Here is a 17131-nt window from a genome sequence, read left to right as displayed (position 1 = left end):
TTGATGAAAATTTCATCTCATACATTCAAAATGTATTACTACCTTTAATGAAAATTAAACAATACTGAAGATGAAAGTAAACTTAAAAACCGGAGTAGATAAATTACTGTTTGGAATGAAACAGCAGGATGTAAAGGCTATTTACGGCGAGCCCGACAGGGAATATAAAGACGATGAAGAGAATATTATATATGTATATAATAAAGAGAAGTTCAGGCTTACGTTTTATAGTGACGAAGATTTGAGGCTTGGGTATATCATATCGGCAAATCCTGAATTGGAACTGTTTTCTAATAAAATAATAGGGCAGAAGTGGGGAGATGTTGCTGCTGTGTTAAAAGAAAACAAGATAACATCGTTTGAAAAAGAACCGTTTGATATAACCGATAATTATTTTAATGAAGATAACTGGGTTATTTTTCAGGTAGAGTTTGATGAGGTAGATACCCTTGAACTTGGCGCTGTTTTTAACAGTAAAGATGAGTTTGACTGGAAATTCTAATTTGCTGTACTGCATAAAAAAAAAAGGACATCTTATTCAGATGTCCTTTTTTTTTTATGTTTATCCTGTTTGGGATTATTTTCTTTCCGGTTTTTTGTCAAGCATTTTAATTTCGAATGCAAGATCAGTATTTGGCGGAATTAAACGCCCTGCACCTTTTTCACCATAAGCAAGGTGAGCAGGGATATAAGCAATAAGTTTATCACCAACGTTTAGCTGCTCTATAGCTTCGATAAAACCAGGAATCATTCCTGTTTTTTTACCTACTGTAAAAGGAATTGGCATATAACCACCCTGCATGTCTCTTTGCTGCATGTATGTACCGAATTTTTTAGCTGTTTCAGGGTCGCTTGTATCAAATACAGTTCCGTTTTGGAAGAATCCGGCATACTCAATATACACTTCAGATCCCGGTATTGGCTTGCCTGCCGAACCACTTTCTAGTATTTTGTATCTAAGTCCTGATGCTGTTTTAGTACCCGAAGTTTTTACTTCGTTAATAAGGGCAGCCTTATCTGCTTTAGCCTTTTCAATAGCCTCTGCTTTTTCTTTCAGTTCTTTGTTGGCTTTCTCGTAGTATTCTTTAAAAACTTTTTCAGCTTTAAATTTCTTAGCGTCTTTACCTACACGGATAATTTTAACGCTAATCATTGTATCGTTGTTTTCAATTTGGTTTACTACATCCTGTCCTTCTACCACGTGTCCAAAAACAGTATGGATGCCGTCGAGGTGAGGGGTAGCTTTGTGAGTAATGAAAAACTGACTACCGTTTGTAGCCGGCCCGGCATTAGCCATAGATAATATGCCTGGTCCGTCATGTTTTAAATCGGTAATCTCATCAGGGAATTTGTAACCCGGTCCGCCCGAACCGTTTCCGTTAGGGTCTCCGGTTTGGATCATGAAGTTTTTTATAACACGGTGAAACTTTAAACCGTCATAAAAAGGTTTTCCTTTTCTGTCGCCCACAACCATATCGTTATCGCCTTCGGCAAGCAATACAAAGTTAGCTACAGTTAAAGGTGTTTTTTTGTATTCCAGTTCTAACAGGATATTACCTTTGTTAGTTTCTATTTCGGCATATAGCCCGTCTTCAAGCTTAGTAACGTCATAATTTGGAGCGTCGGTGTTTTTGCATGAAAACATTAAAGCAACAATGCTTAAGAATAAACTTGTCATTGGTCTCATTTATTGATTTAGATTAATTTTTTGATGTCTCGTCGGCTTTTATATCGTTAAGGGTAACGGTACACATAAGCGGCTTGTTTGTGCCTATTTTGTTTAGGTCACCACGGTAGCCATAGCCAAGGTTTGAAGGGAACAGAAAGGTAACTTTTTCCCCTTTGTTCATTAATTTGATACCATAGCGAAGCCCTGCCATTATATCCTCTTTGTCTACATAATAAACCTGAGGTTTCAGTTCTTCTTCGGTGTAAATCACGTTACCGTTTATATCCTTAATGTCGTAAGAATAATAAGCAATGTCACCACGTTTTGGAGTAATGGTATCGGTAGTATTTTCAATATCATAGCGGTACCAGTAGCCTTTATCGGCAGCATGGTACTTGTGCTGAGGATTGTTCTTTATAATAGAGTCTATAGCCAATTCCTCGTTGGCAATGAGTGCCTTATTACGCTCTATGGACTGCTGCATGAAGGAACCCGAGCTGTGTGACACTGGTACTCTTGCCTGTTGTTGTGAACAACCGACTATAAGAAGTGTCATTAAGGCTACAGGCCATATAATTTTCTTCGTCATTATAATCTTGTCTATATTTTAATGTTTGCTAATGTAGCAATAAATTTTTGTAAAGTTGCTTCCAGATTCTCGTTTGATTTTCCTCCGGCAGCATTAATATGTCCGCCACCGTTAAAATGCTCGCGTGCATACTGGTTAACATCAAATCCGTCTTTAGAGCGGAAGGATATTTTTATAATGCCTTCTTCCTTATTTTCGGTAAACATAGCTGTGAAATTAATGTCTTTCATGCTAAGCCCGTAGTTTACAATTCCTTCGGTATCACCTTTTGTATGGCCTAAGCTGTTAAGCTCATCCTGACTTAAATAAGTGTAAGATGTTTTATACTCCGGTAACACTTTCATGTTATGCAAAGCCCTTGCCAAAATTTGTAAACGATTATTTGAATGGTTATCATACAGTAAACTGTGAATTTCGCTATTGTCTACCCCTTTATCAATAAACTCTGCTACAATGCGGTGCGTGGTACCTGTTGTTAGCGGGAACCTAAACGAGCCCGAATCGGTCACTATACCGGTATACAGGCAGGTAGCTATTGTTTTATCAATAAGTGAACCTTCGCCTAAAGCGTTAATAAAGTGGTATACCATTTCGCAGGTAGAGCCATAATTAGGTTCGCTAAACATGTACTTGGCATAATCACCCGGTTTTTGGTGGTGATCTATCATGATAAACGTAGTAGTAAGCTCTTTTAATGCAGCTTCCATCATGTCTCCGGTGCGGCTTAGTACATTAAAGTCGAGTGTAAATATTATGTCACAATTTTTAAGAATGGCTGTGCAGTCGGTGCTATCCTTTTCAAATACCTTAACAGTCTCTGAAGCCGGAAGCCAGTTTAAAAAATCAGGGAATTCATTTGGAGCTATAACCGTAACATCATGTCCTTTAAGTTTAAGGAAATGGTAAAGACCTAAATTAGAGCCCATAGCATCTCCATCGGGGTTACGGTGTGGTATTATGGCTATTTTTTTTGGAGAAGCCAATAAACTCTTAATCTCTGCAATATCTTGGGATGTCATCATGATGCGAATTTACATTTTTTTATTTTATGGTTAGAAGGTTGTAAGCAGGGGAGTTCAAAAAAAAACCTCACTCGGCTTAATGCCTTGTGAGGACTACTATTTAAAGGATAAAAGAGAGTTTTTAAAAAGATTTGTGCTTAATGTGTGCCGTTTAGCTGTATAACATTAAGGTTCCTGATGTCATCTTCTGCAAAACGTTTAAAATCCTGCAGGTATTTAAGGGATTGTCTTTTAAACGACCCCGGCATTATAAAGGCAATAACTTTCATAAAGCCTTTAAACTCAAAATAATTTTCTGTAATGTAGCGGGTTTTGTTTCCCGGTACTGATATGAATCTGTTTTTCACTATGTTGTAAACACCGTTAGCCTCATAGGTTCCTGTAAACTCATCAGGGAGTCTTCTTGCAGTAATGGTTTCCGTCATCTCAATGTTACGGTTTCCCATTCTAAATATCAGTCGCGATTTAGCGCCGGCCTGTCCCGGTATACCGCTAATGCTTTCAAAGTTTACAAGCCCGTCCATCCAGTATTTTAAATTATCCGGATTATCAAATAGCTCGATAACTTTACCTAGGGGCAAATCAATTTCTGTTTCAACTGTGTACTTCATAATTCAAATTGCTAGAATTTCAACGAGTTAAGGCACCTGGAAACTTCAAAGTATAGTCCGTCAATGTTATAGGAGTTTTCTTTTAGCGTTAAATAGTCATAGAGTCCTTCAACAAGCTCCTGTTTGCCGCCAAATTCAAACCCCAGTATGTTTAAAAGCTCATACTCGTTCATAACATTAATTACGTAAAAACTTGATTCTATAGATGTACCTTCTCCTGTGCTTAGTATCGCATCCAGAATCATGTTTGCCTGTATGGTCTCTTTTTCGGCTTCGTCAAACCTTTGGAGCTCCTTGTAGGCATATATTCTGTATTCTTTCATGCGGACACTAAAAGGATAAATCTTTAATATCTTTGCCGAAAGTACAAGTATATTTTCACAATCTTCAGGGGAAACTTCCCCTTTTTGCAAAATTTCGTTTAATTCCTGTTGTGCATCAGATCGCTCATAAGGAGCATATTCGTCCTGAAAAGAATACCCAAAATACAGGTGTCTCCTTTCCTGAATGGTCATAGTGCTGTCGGCCACAATGTATTTGGCATACAGCTTATCAAAGTGCAGGGGAGAGTTTTTATCCTTTACATTTTTTTCAATGAGATCAAAATCAGGTTTTTCAAGCTGAAAATCCTGAGCAAAGGAAAATTGTACCGCTAATAATATTAGCAAAGAATAGATTAGTTTCATATGGGGTTGGTTTTGAATTGATTAAAGTTAATTAAAATTATCAAATTTTTAACATAAAACTAGAAAATTAATATCCGCAACCGCTGTCTCCGCGCAAGCTACAACCGCTGTCAAAGCTGTCGTTGTTACTACCCCCAGTGTTACCGCTGTTAGAATTGCCTTTGTCGTTACCATCATTTTAATAGCACTGTATATTGCAATAATGAAACCTATAAGTATTACTATACCAACGCCGATGCCACCTGAAGCCTGAATGCTAATAGCTACTACTATACCAAGAAGGTATGTGTCTTTGGTAGGATTGTGATGTATTTCCCTTTGCAGGGTGCTTTTGCAAAAATTTATCCAGTATGATTTTGTGTAAGTTAAATGCAGGTGCCATACCTGGTTTACAGGATCAGAAGGGGTTGCTGATGATTTTGATACGCAGCATAGAAAGATAAACTTTCGGTATTCTTCAATAACGCTGTTGGTGTATTCTTTTGTCCAGCCGTTTTCTCTGGCAAGTCGTGCCGAAAACGTAAAGGAGGCATCAGGATCATCCAGCCTGAAATTTGAGATTTTATCCCATAGCTCTTTTTGGGGTGCGGTCATTTAAAAAATAAATTTTGCTAAAAATATAAAAAGGATATCAAAATACAGAATTTGATTTTTTTTCTTTTGTTATTAAAATGTAATCTGCCGTTTTTCAGTTGTTTTTGTATGGTTGATTTTTAAATTAGTTATGTTTTAGATAAAATAATAATGTAGAATTACTTTTTATTTGATGATAACTAGTACTTGTTTTAGTTGTTAATAGTGCATATTTATTGATAAACCTGCTAAAAAACAATCAAATTAAAAAACATAAAAACTCATTTTTCAGTTTCAAAATATTGAATTACTTTTGCGCATGCAACACAATGTACTTATTCTAGATTTCGGATCGCAATACACACAGCTTATTGCGAGGAGAGTTCGCGAGTTAAATATCTTTTGCGAAATTTTCCCTTACAACAACCCACCGGGTGATTTATCGTCTTACAAAGCCGTAATACTTTCTGGTAGTCCATTCTCAGTAAGGGCAGAAGATGCACCGCATCCAGACCTTTCTGAAATTCGTGGCAAACTACCTTTATTAGCAGTTTGTTATGGTGCGCAGTATCTTGCTCATTTCCATGGAGGAGAGGTAGCGCCAAGTAACATCCGTGAATACGGTCGTGCAAACCTTTCTTATATTAAGGAAGACGAACCATTCCTTGAAGGTGTTAGTGCAGGTAGCCAGGTATGGATGAGCCATAGTGATACTATTAAGCAGTTACCAACAAACGGTGTGAGAATTGCAAGTACTAAAGATGTGGAAAATGCTGCCTATAAAATAGAAGGCGAAACTACTTATGCTATCCAGTATCACCCAGAGGTATATCACTCTACAGACGGTAAGCAAATGCTTGAGAACTTCCTTGTGAAAATCGCAGAAGTACCTCAAAACTTTACTCCGGATACTTTTGTTGAGGATATTGTTGAGGAGCTTAAAACAAAAATCCAAAATGATAAAGTAGTACTGGGGCTTTCAGGAGGGGTAGACTCTACTGTGGCAGCGGTACTTTTAAATAAGGCTATTGGCCAAAATCTTTACTGTATATTCGTTAACAACGGATTACTGCGTAAAGATGAATTTGAAAGCGTACTTCACCAGTACAAGGATATGGGGCTTAACGTTAAAGGTGTTGATGCTTCTGAAAGATTCCTTGGTGAGCTTGCAGGTATTGAAGATCCTGAAACTAAGCGTAAAACCATTGGTCGTGTGTTTATCGAAGTATTTGATGACGAGGCACACTTACTTACCGATGTGAAATGGCTTGCACAGGGTACTATTTATCCTGATGTTATTGAGTCGGTTTCTGTAAAAGGACCTTCTGCAACAATCAAATCTCACCACAATGTGGGTGGGTTACCTGATTTTATGAAACTTCAGGTTGTAGAGCCGCTAAGAATGCTGTTTAAAGATGAGGTAAGAAGAGTAGGTGCTACTTTAGGTATCGACCCAGAGCTTTTAGGAAGACACCCGTTCCCGGGACCAGGTCTTTCAATCAGGATTCTTGGAGATATCACTCCGGAGAAAGTACGTATACTTCAGGAAGTAGACCATATCTTTATCCAGGGGCTTAAAGATCACGGACTTTACAATCAGGTATGGCAGGCAGGTGCAATATTATTGCCTGTAAACAGTGTAGGTGTAATGGGGGATGAAAGAACTTATGAAAAAGTTGTTGCCCTTAGAGCAGTAGAATCTACAGATGGTATGACTGCCGACTGGGTTCACCTACCATATGATTTCCTTATGAAGGTTTCTAACGAAATTATAAATAAAGTGAAAGGTGTAAACAGAGTTGTTTATGATATTAGCTCTAAGCCACCAGCCACTATTGAATGGGAATAATATTTCTTTAATTTATATTTTAAATAAGCCTTTGCAACCGCAAAGGCTTATTTTTTTATTTGTGGCAGGGTTTTGGTAAATTGTTAAATGGATTTAATAATTTGACCAAAAAAACGTTTAATTTTAGAGCGACTAAATTTGACTAAAAAACTACAAGCCATGAAAAAACTTTTATTATTGGTGTTGTTCACTACCTTTTCTTTTACTGCTGCTATGGCACAGAATAACTATGGTGACGACCAAAATTACGACAATGATGATGATACCGTAGAGATGACAGATGAAGATGATATGTATGAGGAGGAAGACCCTGATGCATTTTTTATTGATCATAAAATTTTACCGGGGGAAAGAATGATTATGATATCAAGAAAGTATATGATAGACCCTAAAGAGATTTACAAATACAATGAATGGGCTATTAGCGGATATGATGCTAAAACAGGTGGAGGTGTATTGAAAATCCCGTTACATAAATCACAGAAAAAGGATCTTGATGCTTTTAAAGAAAAGCTTGAAAAAGAACGTGGAGGACCAATACAGGTGCCTACGCCAAAAAGAAAAAAGAAACATCTTACTACCGATACCGAAGAATAAAAGAAGCAGTGATTGTGCGGTTATTTTAACTGAAATTTATAATAAAAATACTGTACAGCACTCGTTACATAAATTAAATTTGCACCAACTTAAACAATTAGTATAAACCAAAACTTGAATATGAAGCATTTTGTAATTTTATTTTTTTCACTCGTGTTGTTATCCGGTTCGGCTTTTGCGCAGGGCAAGTATAAAAAGCATCAGGTAGCTAAGGGAGAAACGGTGACCGAGATTGCAAAAAAATATAAAGTTACCCCATATGATATTTTCAGGCTAAACCCTGATTCTCAAAATGGTATTAGCGAAGGTGCGGTATTACTTATACCTACTGCAGGTAAAGTGAAATTAGAAACTACTGCTGTACCTGTTACAGAGAAAGCTACCAGAATTTCTAACCCTATACATGAGGTAAAGGCTAAAGAAACTATGTATGGGCTTACAAAACAGTATAATGTTACCGAGCAGGAACTTATTGCTGCAAACCCCGAACTGGCTGATGGGTTAAAAATAGGACAAAAAGTAATTATTCCGGTAAAAGGAAGTGGTGTTGAGGCACAGGCCGAAAGAGCAGAGAAAGTATTTGAGAAAAAAGATGCGCCAAGTTATATGTATCATACCGTTGAGGCGGGAGAGACAAAATACTCTATAGCTAAACAGTATGGTATGACCCAGCAACTTTTGGAAGAGCTTAATCCGGAGGTTAAAGATGTGCTTCCGTTAGGGTATAAGCTTAAGCTGGATAAAACATCGGTATTGGCTAAAGAGATAGGTCCCGGAGCACAGTTAAAACAAGATGAGCCTCAATTTACCATGTATACTGTTCCTGCAAAGGAAACAATGTATAATCTTACCAAAACAACTGGTTTAACAAAAGAAAAAATAGAGGAGCTAAACCCTGAGCTGAAAGAAGGCGGACTTAGGGAAGGTATGGTTTTAAAGTTTCCTGCACCTAAAACAGGAGGTTTTATTACCGGAAAAAAAGCACCCGGAGTTGTAAGTCTTGTTGATTCGCTTGATGTGCAGGGAGAAAAGCAACTAGCGCTATTACTACCTTTTAATCTGATAAAAGATCAAAGCAGTGAGGAGGAAACAGAGCGTGTAAGAACAGACAGATTCCTTAATATGACTCTTGATTTTTATGCCGGAGCTTTAATAGCTATCGATTCGGCAAAAACATTAGGGCTGCCTATTAAGGTTAAAATACTGGATTCACAGGAGTCTAAAACTTCATCAGCTGTAGACAGGCTTAAATCAAGTCTTGCAGGGGTGAATGCGGTAATTGGTCCGTTTTTTCAAAGTAACGTAGAAAGGGCTGCACAAACACTAACAAATGTCCCGGTAATATCGCCGCTCTCTAAAGAGGTGGGTAAGCCGGTTGAAAACCTATATCAATCGGTTCCAAGTCCGGATGTGGTAAGAGTAGCAATGCTTAATTTTATTAAAAGCAAAAACGCTAATCTTATAGCGGTTGTTGATGAGAAAAAACTGAGTTCAAAACAGTTTATTAAAAACAACTATGCCGGAGCGAAAATTACCGACCAGATGGTAACCGAAGAGTTGCTTAAGCCGTTACTTGATCCGGTAGGGATTAACTATATATTGCTTGATACCGAAAGTGCCGGTAAAGTATCTAATACGGTTAGGGTGCTTATGAAGATAAAAGAGGATTATAAAATACAACTGGCTGTTTTTGAAAGGACTGATGTGTTGGATAATGAGGAGGTTCCGTTGCATTTATTAACTCAGTTAAAAATGCAGTATGCTTCTATAACTAATGATACCGATACTCAGGAGAAACATTTGTTTGTTAAGAAGTTTAAGGAGAAAAACGGAGTTTCTCCAAATCAGTTTGCTACCAGAGGTTTTGATGTAACTTTTGATGTTATTTTACGTTTGTTCCAGCCGGAAAGTTTTGGAGAAACAGTAGTAACAAAATCGTCAGAACAGGTAGAGAATAAATTTGCCTACAGATCTCTTAACGGAGGTAATTATAATAACGGAGTATATATTCTGTATTATGATGAGGATTTAAGTATTAAACACGCAGAGTAATTATGACATCTAAAGTAACTTATTTAGGAGATTTAAGAACATCATCTGTTCATTTACAATCGGGTAGTGAAATTATATCCGATGCTCCGCTTGATAATAATGGTAAAGGAGAGGCTTTTTCACCTACCGATACCGTTGCAAATGCTTTGGCAACCTGTATGTTTACTATTATGGGTATAAAGGCCAGAGATATGGGGGTTAGTATGCAGGGATCTGTTGCGGAAGTGACAAAAACCATGGCTGCCGACCCACGAAGAATCTCAAAGATTAAAGTTGTTTTTAATCTAAAAAGCGATGCCGATGAGAAGGCAAGGGTAATACTGGAAAGGGCAGCAATGCATTGCCCGGTTCATTACAGCCTGCATTCTGATATTGAAAGAGATATAACGTTTAACTGGTGATTCGGTTTTAAATATAAAAATACCCTTCATTGGGTATTTTTTTTGTTTTGTACCCATGGTACATTTGATACTGGAAGTTTTTTTAGATTCCTTTGGTTTATGCAAAGTGTTTCATTCGCGTGACACTTGGTTATAAAAAGCACTCTGTATAAAGAGTGCTTTTTTGTTTTAAGGGTGGCTTTTGGTTACTACCTTTGCTGTTTACAGTATTATTTATGGATGAACAAAGGGAGTTGCTAATAAAATTAGCACATGCAAAAATGCCTTTTGGTAAATATGAAGGGCGTTACCTTATTGATTTGCCTGAACATTATGTGGTTTGGTATCATAATAAAGGGTTTCCTGCCGGGCAGTTAGGTAAGCAGCTGCAACTGGTTTATGAGTTAAAACTTAACGGACTTGAGGGGATGATAAGAAACATCAGGAATCAATATCCAAAGCCCTGAAAAATTGAAAATTTGTTAAAGAAACACCCTGAATTACTGAAAAATAAAGCTGTTTTTCAGGCTTTGTGTATTGGTATTTTCAAATTTTCAAATAACCTCATTTACAGATTACATTTTATCGGATAAAATTGCTTATTTTTGCCACGTTTTTTACAACAACAACAGCACAACAACAGTACAATGAATCAAACGAAGTATATTTTTGTTACAGGAGGTGTAAGTTCTTCTTTAGGTAAAGGAATCATAGCGGCTTCTTTAGCAAAATTATTGCAGGCAAGAGGCTACAGGACAGCTATCCAGAAATTTGACCCATACATTAACGTAGATCCGGGAACGCTTAATCCATACGAGCACGGTGAATGTTATGTAACAGATGACGGAGCTGAAACCGATCTTGACCTTGGGCACTATGAACGATTTTTAAATGTTCCTACTTCTCAGGCTAACAATGTTACTACCGGTAGAGTATATCTTTCGGTTATAGAGAAAGAGAGAAGAGGGGAGTTTTTAGGTAAAACTGTACAGGTTGTACCTCATATCACTAACGAAATCAAGGAGCGTATGCAGCAACTTGGTAAAACGGGTGATTATGATATTGTTATTACCGAGATAGGTGGTACTGTAGGTGATATTGAATCACTACCGTACATTGAATCTGTTAGACAGTTGGTTTGGGAGCTGGGTGAAAACAACGGTATTGTTATTCACTTAACGCTTGTACCATACCTTGCTGCTGCCGGAGAGCTTAAAACCAAGCCTACACAGCACTCTGTTAAAACATTAATGGAGAGCGGTATTAAGGCCGATATACTTGTTTGCCGTACAGAGCATGAGCTTTCGTCTGACTTAAGACAAAAGCTGGCACTTTTCTGCAATGTGAAAAAAGAAGCTGTTATACAGTCTATAGATGCTTCTACAATATATGATGTTCCAAACCTTATGTTAGAGGAAGGATTAGACAGGGTAGCCCTTAAAAAGCTTGACCTTGCCGAGAAAAACAATCCGGACTTAAAACAATGGAATGAGTTCCTTTTCAAACTTAAAAATCCTAAGCATACCGTTAACATTGGTCTTGTAGGTAAGTATGTAGAACTTCAGGATTCATACAAATCAATCCTTGAGGCGTTTATACATGCCGGTGCTGTTAATGAGACTAAAGTAAATGTTATTAGTATCCACTCTGAATATCTTGATGAGCAATCGGCTGCTAAAAAACTGTCTGGTTTAGACGGTATTCTTGTTGCTCCCGGATTTGGAGGAAGAGGTATTGAGGGTAAAATAGAAACTGTTCGTTTTGCAAGAGAGAACAAAATACCTTTCTTTGGTATTTGTTTAGGTATGCAAATGGCAGTTATAGAATTTGCACGTAATGTACTGGGATGGAAAGATGCTAACTCTACCGAGATGAATGAGAGTACACCTTACCCTGTAATTAACATTATGGAAGAGCAAAAAAATATTACCGATATGGGTGGTACTATGCGTCTTGGTGCATGGAAATGTCACTTAACCGAAGGTACTCTTGCATACAGCGTATATAATAAAGCAGATATATTAGAGCGTCACCGTCACCGTTATGAGTTTAACGGTAAATACCTAAACGAAATGCAGGAAGCAGGAATGGTAACATCGGGGGTTAACCCGGATACCAAACTTGTAGAGGTGATTGAGCTTAAAGACCATCCGTTCTTCATTGGGGTACAATACCACCCTGAGTATAAGAGTACGGTAGCTAACCCGCACCCGCTTTTTGTAAGTTTTGTAAAAGCTGCGGTTAAGAAAAAAAGCGAATAATTTAGATAATTATATTCCTTGTAAAAGGATACACTTTCTGGTGTAACAAATTAATTAGATGGAAGAAAAAAAATTAGATTACAAATCGGCCATAGGTTTTGCCCTAATTGCTGTGCTTTTAGGCTGGATGCTATACAACCAGGTACCTACACAGGAAGAACTTGATAAAGAGAAAGCCGAAAAAGAAAAAGTAGAGCAGGAAAAACAGGCTAAACTTGCAGATGAAAAAACAGCTGTAATTACTGAGCAGGATTCAACAGTAACCGATTCTGTAAAACAGGCAGGCCTTAGGGATGCTCTTGGAGCATTTGCTTACAGCGCATCATTACCTTCTGCAAAAGAAGCTGTAACCGAGCTTAAAAATGACAAGCTTTTACTTGAGGTTGCTAACAAAGGTGGTTACATTAGTGTAGCTACTCCGCTTGGATTTGAGCAATTCCAAAAGGATTCGGGAGAGATGGTGAAAATCATCAAGGATAACAACGCCGATTTTAACCTGCAATTTAAAACCAAAGATAACCGTATCCTTAACACCAGGGATATGTACTTTGAGCCACAGCTTACTAAAAATGGTGAGAACCAAGTGTTAACCATGCGTTTAAAGGCAGGTGCAAATGCTTTCCTTGAATACCGTTATGAAATGACACCGGGACAGTACATGGTAGATTTCTCTATCCGTACACAAGGTTTATCTCAGGTACTTGATACTTCTAACCCTATTGATTTAGAGTGGAAGCTTAAAACTTATAGAAACGAAAAAAGTATCTCTTACGAGAATAGATATACTCAGGTTATTTATGAGTATGAAGACGGTAAGGATGACGATCTTAGTGTAGGTAGCAATGATAGCGAAAAAGCAGATGATGTTACTTATGTAGCTTTTAAACAACACCTGTTTACTTCTATCCTTTTAACAGATAAAGCATTTAAAACTGCCGATCTTGCATCTGAAAACCTAGTTAAAGATGAAGAGGTAGATACACTTTATACCAAGCAGTTTACTGCAAAAATGCCTCTTGAGTTTGATGGTGGCGAGCTTAGTTATAACATGGACTGGTACTACGGTCCTGCAGATTATAAGATATTAAACAGTTATGACAGAAACCTTGACGAGGTAATTCCTTTAGGATGGGGTATATTCGGTTGGATTAACCGTTATATATTTATCAAGGTATTTGCTTTCCTTTCTTCATTCCTTCCATACGGTATTGGTATTATTATATTCACTATCCTTGTAAGGTTGGTAATGTCTCCGGTAACATACAAGTCTTACCTGTCTCAGGCTAAGATGAAAGTTATTCGTCCTGAAATACAGGAGATAAACGAGAAGTACAAGAAAGACCCAATGAAAAAGCAACAGGAAACCATGAAGCTTTATAATAAAGCGGGTGTGAACCCAATGGCAGGCTGTTTACCGGCATTAATGCAAATACCGGTATTTTATGCCTTATTCCAGTTCTTCCCGTCTTATTTTGATTTAAGACAAAAAAGTTTCCTTTGGGCAGATGACCTTTCGTCTTATGACTCTGTTTATCATTTACCATTCCGTATTCCTTTATACGGTGACCATGTGAGTTTATTCCCAATACTTGCTTCTATTGCTATTTTCTTCTATATGAAAATGACTACCGGAGATCAAAGTATGTCGGCACCACCACAGGAAGGTATGCCTGATATGAGCAAAATGATGAAGGTAATGATTTACATCTCTCCTGTAATGATGCTTATATTCTTTAACAACTATGCTTCAGGACTGAGTTTGTATTACTTCATTTCAAACACTATTACCATAGGTATTATGTTTGTAATTAAGAACTACATTGTGAACGACGAGAAAATCCATGCAAAAATTCAGGAAAACAAAACCAAGCCTAAAAAGCAGGGACGTTTCCAAAAGAAAATGCAGGAAATGATGGAACAGGCACAGGAGCAGCAAAAAAAGCAGCAACAAAATAAAAGATAAACTGTAAAGCACTCTTCGGAGTGCTTTTTTTAATAAATTGGCTCACAGTTTGCAATACTAAAAACAGTACAATTTAAGTTTAGATATAAAACGTAAATACTATTATGAGATACTTTACAGTACTTATTACTCTTTTTATAACCTTGGGGCTTACCGCTCAAAACAAGGATGATATCAATAAGTTTGACAGTAACGGTAAACGCCACGGTGTTTGGAAAGGCACTTATGATGCTACCGGAAGACCGCGCTATGAAGGTACTTTTAATCATGGCAAGGAAACCGGAGTGTTTAAGTTTTTTGACGATACCCAAAAAGGTTCGGTTATAGCAACAAGAGATTTCTCTGAAGGTAATGGTGTTAGCTTTACTACGTTTGTTGATCAAAAGGGAAATAAAGTAAGCGAAGGTAAAGAAGTAAACAGGCAGCGTGAAGGCGAATGGAAAACATATCATCCTGACGGAAAAACTGTGATGCTACTGGAACATTACTCTAAAGGAAAGTTAAACGGTATGGTTAAAGTGTTTTTTGCTAAAGGTGAGCTTGCCGAAGAAAAAGAATATAAAGATGGGGTACTTAACGGTATCTATAAAAAATATAATGAAAAAGGTACTGTACTTGAAGACTCCCACTACAAGAACGGGAAGCTTAACGGGCAGGCAGTATTTTATGATAAGTTTGGAAATGTATCGTCTAAAGGCGAATTTATAAAAGGGTACAAGTATGGTTACTGGGAGTATTATGAAAATAAGAAACTGTTAAAAAAGGAGTTCATGATAATGCCTAAAGGGGTAACAAGGGACTAATGAATATTTTGTAGTACTTTTGCAGAAATTTTTTCAGGAAAGGAATTAAAAATGAAACGAGTAGTAGTTGGGCTTTCGGGCGGAGTGGATTCGAGTGTTGCGGCATACCTGTTGCAGGAACAGGGGTATGAGGTAATAGGGCTGTTTATGAAAAACTGGCATGATGATTCGGTTACCATCTCTAACGAATGTCCGTGGCTGGAAGATAGCAATGATGCTTTGCTTGTAGCCGAAAAGCTAGGTATACCTTTTCAAACGGTAGACCTTAGCGAACAATATAAAGAACGTATAGTAGACTATATGTTCAATGAATATGAGCAGGGAAGAACTCCAAACCCTGACGTGTTATGTAACCGTGAGATTAAGTTTGACGTGTTCATGAAAATTGCCCTTAGCCTGGGAGCAGACTATGTGGCAACAGGACACTATTGCCGTAAAGGCACCATTGAGAAAGACGGTAACGAAGTGTATCAGCTTTTAGCAGGTGTAGACGGTAATAAGGATCAGTCGTACTTTTTATGTCAGCTTTCGCAGGAACAATTGGGTAAAGCATTATTCCCTATAGGTGAATTAACCAAGCCTCAGGTGCGCGAAATCGCAGCTAAGATGGATTTGGTCACTGCAGAGAAAAAAGACTCTCAGGGGCTTTGCTTTATAGGTAAGGTTCGCCTGCCGGAGTTTCTTCAGCAGCAACTACAACCTAAAGAAGGGCTTATTTATGAAATTGATGCTGCTCAGGATACTTATAACCTGGATAAACCGGTATTTGACAGTGTAAAAGAGCAACTGGCTTTTGAGGCTAAAAACATAAACTACAAGCCGGAAATGGGTAAAGTAGTAGGAAAGCATCAGGGAGCGCATTACTACACCATAGGGCAGCGTAAAGGGCTTAATGTGGGTGGTACAAAAGAGCCTTTGTTTATCATAGCTACTGATGTAGCGAGCAATGCTATTTACACCGGGCAGGGGCACACCCATCCGGGACTGTTCAGAAAAGCGTTATTCATACAGGGTAACGAGGTGCACTGGGTGCGTGAAGACCTAACACTTAAGGACGGTGAAACTATGGAAGTAATGGTTAGAATACGTTACCGCCAGCCGTTACAAAAAGCAACCCTGCATATGTTTGATAACGGAATGTACATTGCTTTTGAAGAACCACAGTCGGCAATTACCGAAGGGCAGTTTGCAGCCTGGTATATTGATGACGAACTTATTGGTTCGGGCGTTATTTCATAATAAAGATTATCGTATTTTTTATATAAACCCAATGCTTATAAGTGTTGGGTTTTTTGTTGTAGTAAAGTATATTTGTTAATATGAAAAGAATACTGTTATCTTTAATCATATTGTCATTTTTTGCTTCCTGTAAAAAATCGGAGCAGATGCCTACTGTCACTACGGTTCCTGAATCAGTGACTGATTCTTTGCCAAATGTCGTTCAGGATAATCAAAAAGATACATTGGTTAATCAAAATCATTCAGGAGATTTAGTTCTTAATGAGGTCGTAACTTTTGTTAGCAAGATGGAACAGCAGGGATTGATATCTGACACTGTAAGACTAAAAAAGCTACATCAGTATAAATATCTTAATACCGACTCAATTCATTATATTAATAATTATCCATTTTATAAGATAGTGTTAGATGATGCCAGAATTAATGATGGTATAAACGATGAGGGGTATGCCTTTATGCAAAAAGCTAAAAGTATTGTTGATTATTTTTATTATAACAAAGAAAAAGGCAATTTTATCTCTGATGGTATAATTGAACAATGGGAGTTTAAAGATAATGAACAAGCAAAGCAGGCTTTAGATATTATTAGAGATAATGGTAATAATATTTATTTCAACACTAACCCTTTTGCATGTCGTATTAAAAACTATGTGATTATTTTTCATACCCGTGCTATGTCTTTTAGTTATGATCAAAAAAATATTTTTAGACAATTTACTGAGGATAATAAAATTAAAGAGGCAGACTTATATAATGGTCCATATAGGATGTAACTATGATTTAGTAAATTTGGCTCGAAGGCTATCATCAAAGAAATAATTGAACACGAACCTGAAT

The 17131-nt window shown here is 37.4% G+C and carries 17 protein-coding genes; 11 read left to right on the top strand and 6 right to left on the bottom strand.

All coding sequences use genetic code 11. The features are described 5' to 3' along the window. Window positions 1-70 precede the first annotated feature (70 nt). Complete coding sequence (locus GN157_RS04980) at window positions 71-502, top strand: hypothetical protein (RefSeq protein ID WP_157482005.1); 432 nt, start codon at window positions 71-73, stop codon at window positions 500-502. A gap of 75 nt (window positions 503-577) precedes the next feature. On the opposite strand, the gene GN157_RS04975 is transcribed toward GN157_RS04980, so the two are convergent. The 6 genes from GN157_RS04975 to GN157_RS04950 all read right to left on the bottom strand — a co-directional run bounded on the left by GN157_RS04975 (window position 578) and on the right by GN157_RS04950 (window position 5171). Continuing rightward, a complete protein-coding gene (locus GN157_RS04975) occupies window positions 578-1687 on the bottom strand; it encodes a peptidylprolyl isomerase (RefSeq protein ID WP_197429397.1) in 1110 nt (369 codons plus the stop codon). A gap of 13 nt (window positions 1688-1700) precedes the next feature. After that, window positions 1701-2258 carry a gliding motility-associated peptidyl-prolyl isomerase GldI gene (gene gldI, locus GN157_RS04970; protein ID WP_157482003.1) on the bottom strand — a complete coding sequence of 186 codons (558 nt, stop codon included), beginning with the start codon at window positions 2256-2258 and terminating at the stop codon, window positions 1701-1703. Between the two features lie 11 nt (window positions 2259-2269). Continuing rightward, window positions 2270-3280, bottom strand: a complete 1011-nt coding sequence (locus tag GN157_RS04965; protein ID WP_197429396.1) for a DHH family phosphoesterase — start codon at window positions 3278-3280, stop codon at window positions 2270-2272. A gap of 137 nt (window positions 3281-3417) precedes the next feature. After that, a complete protein-coding gene (locus GN157_RS04960) occupies window positions 3418-3891 on the bottom strand; it encodes an SRPBCC family protein (RefSeq protein WP_157482002.1) in 474 nt (157 codons plus the stop codon). A gap of 11 nt (window positions 3892-3902) precedes the next feature. Continuing rightward, on the bottom strand, window positions 3903-4577 hold the full coding sequence (locus GN157_RS04955) for a DUF4919 domain-containing protein (RefSeq protein ID WP_157482001.1): 675 nt from the start codon (window positions 4575-4577) through the stop codon (window positions 3903-3905). A 48-nt stretch (window positions 4578-4625) separates the two neighbouring features. Continuing rightward, window positions 4626-5171, bottom strand: a complete 546-nt coding sequence (locus GN157_RS04950; protein WP_157482000.1) for a glycine-rich domain-containing protein — start codon at window positions 5169-5171, stop codon at window positions 4626-4628. A 298-nt stretch (window positions 5172-5469) separates the two neighbouring features. Here GN157_RS04950 and guaA point away from each other — a divergent pair, with 298 nt between their 5' ends. From guaA to GN157_RS04900, 10 genes are all read left to right on the top strand, one after another. Continuing rightward, complete coding sequence (guaA, locus tag GN157_RS04945) at window positions 5470-6999, top strand: glutamine-hydrolyzing GMP synthase (RefSeq protein ID WP_157481999.1); 1530 nt, start codon at window positions 5470-5472, stop codon at window positions 6997-6999. Window positions 7000-7158: 159 nt separating this feature from the next. Beyond that, window positions 7159-7596, top strand: coding sequence for a hypothetical protein (locus GN157_RS04940; protein WP_157481998.1), 438 nt, complete (start codon window positions 7159-7161; stop codon window positions 7594-7596). Between the two features lie 120 nt (window positions 7597-7716). After that, window positions 7717-9648, top strand: coding sequence for an amino acid ABC transporter substrate-binding protein (locus tag GN157_RS04935; RefSeq protein ID WP_157481997.1), 1932 nt, complete (start codon window positions 7717-7719; stop codon window positions 9646-9648). A gap of 2 nt (window positions 9649-9650) precedes the next feature. Then, window positions 9651-10049: an OsmC family protein gene (locus tag GN157_RS04930; protein WP_157481996.1), complete on the top strand. Its 399-nt coding sequence runs from the start codon at window positions 9651-9653 to the stop codon at window positions 10047-10049. Between the two features lie 215 nt (window positions 10050-10264). Beyond that, window positions 10265-10495 carry a DUF3820 family protein gene (locus GN157_RS04925; RefSeq protein WP_157481995.1) on the top strand — a complete coding sequence of 77 codons (231 nt, stop codon included), beginning with the start codon at window positions 10265-10267 and terminating at the stop codon, window positions 10493-10495. A 180-nt stretch (window positions 10496-10675) separates the two neighbouring features. After that, window positions 10676-12289 (top strand): CTP synthase, encoded by a 1614-nt coding sequence (locus tag GN157_RS04920; protein WP_157481994.1) that lies wholly within the window; start codon window positions 10676-10678, stop codon window positions 12287-12289. Window positions 12290-12347: 58 nt separating this feature from the next. Further along, complete coding sequence (gene yidC, locus GN157_RS04915; protein WP_157481993.1) at window positions 12348-14252, top strand: membrane protein insertase YidC; 1905 nt, start codon at window positions 12348-12350, stop codon at window positions 14250-14252. Between the two features lie 104 nt (window positions 14253-14356). Further along, entirely contained in the window at window positions 14357-15055 is a 699-nt protein-coding gene (locus tag GN157_RS04910) for a toxin-antitoxin system YwqK family antitoxin (protein ID WP_157481992.1), read from the top strand. 51 nt (window positions 15056-15106) lie between these two features. Next, window positions 15107-16294 carry a tRNA 2-thiouridine(34) synthase MnmA gene (gene mnmA, locus GN157_RS04905; RefSeq protein WP_157481991.1) on the top strand — a complete coding sequence of 396 codons (1188 nt, stop codon included), beginning with the start codon at window positions 15107-15109 and terminating at the stop codon, window positions 16292-16294. An 80-nt stretch (window positions 16295-16374) separates the two neighbouring features. Beyond that, window positions 16375-17067 carry a hypothetical protein gene (locus tag GN157_RS04900; RefSeq protein ID WP_157481990.1) on the top strand — a complete coding sequence of 231 codons (693 nt, stop codon included), beginning with the start codon at window positions 16375-16377 and terminating at the stop codon, window positions 17065-17067. Window positions 17068-17131: the final 64 nt, after the last annotated feature.

The sequence above is a fragment of the Flavobacterium rakeshii genome (assembly GCF_009741375.1).
GTDB lineage: Bacteria > Bacteroidota > Bacteroidia > Flavobacteriales > Flavobacteriaceae > Flavobacterium > Flavobacterium rakeshii.
This window is presented reverse-complemented; position numbering and strand designations above follow the sequence as displayed.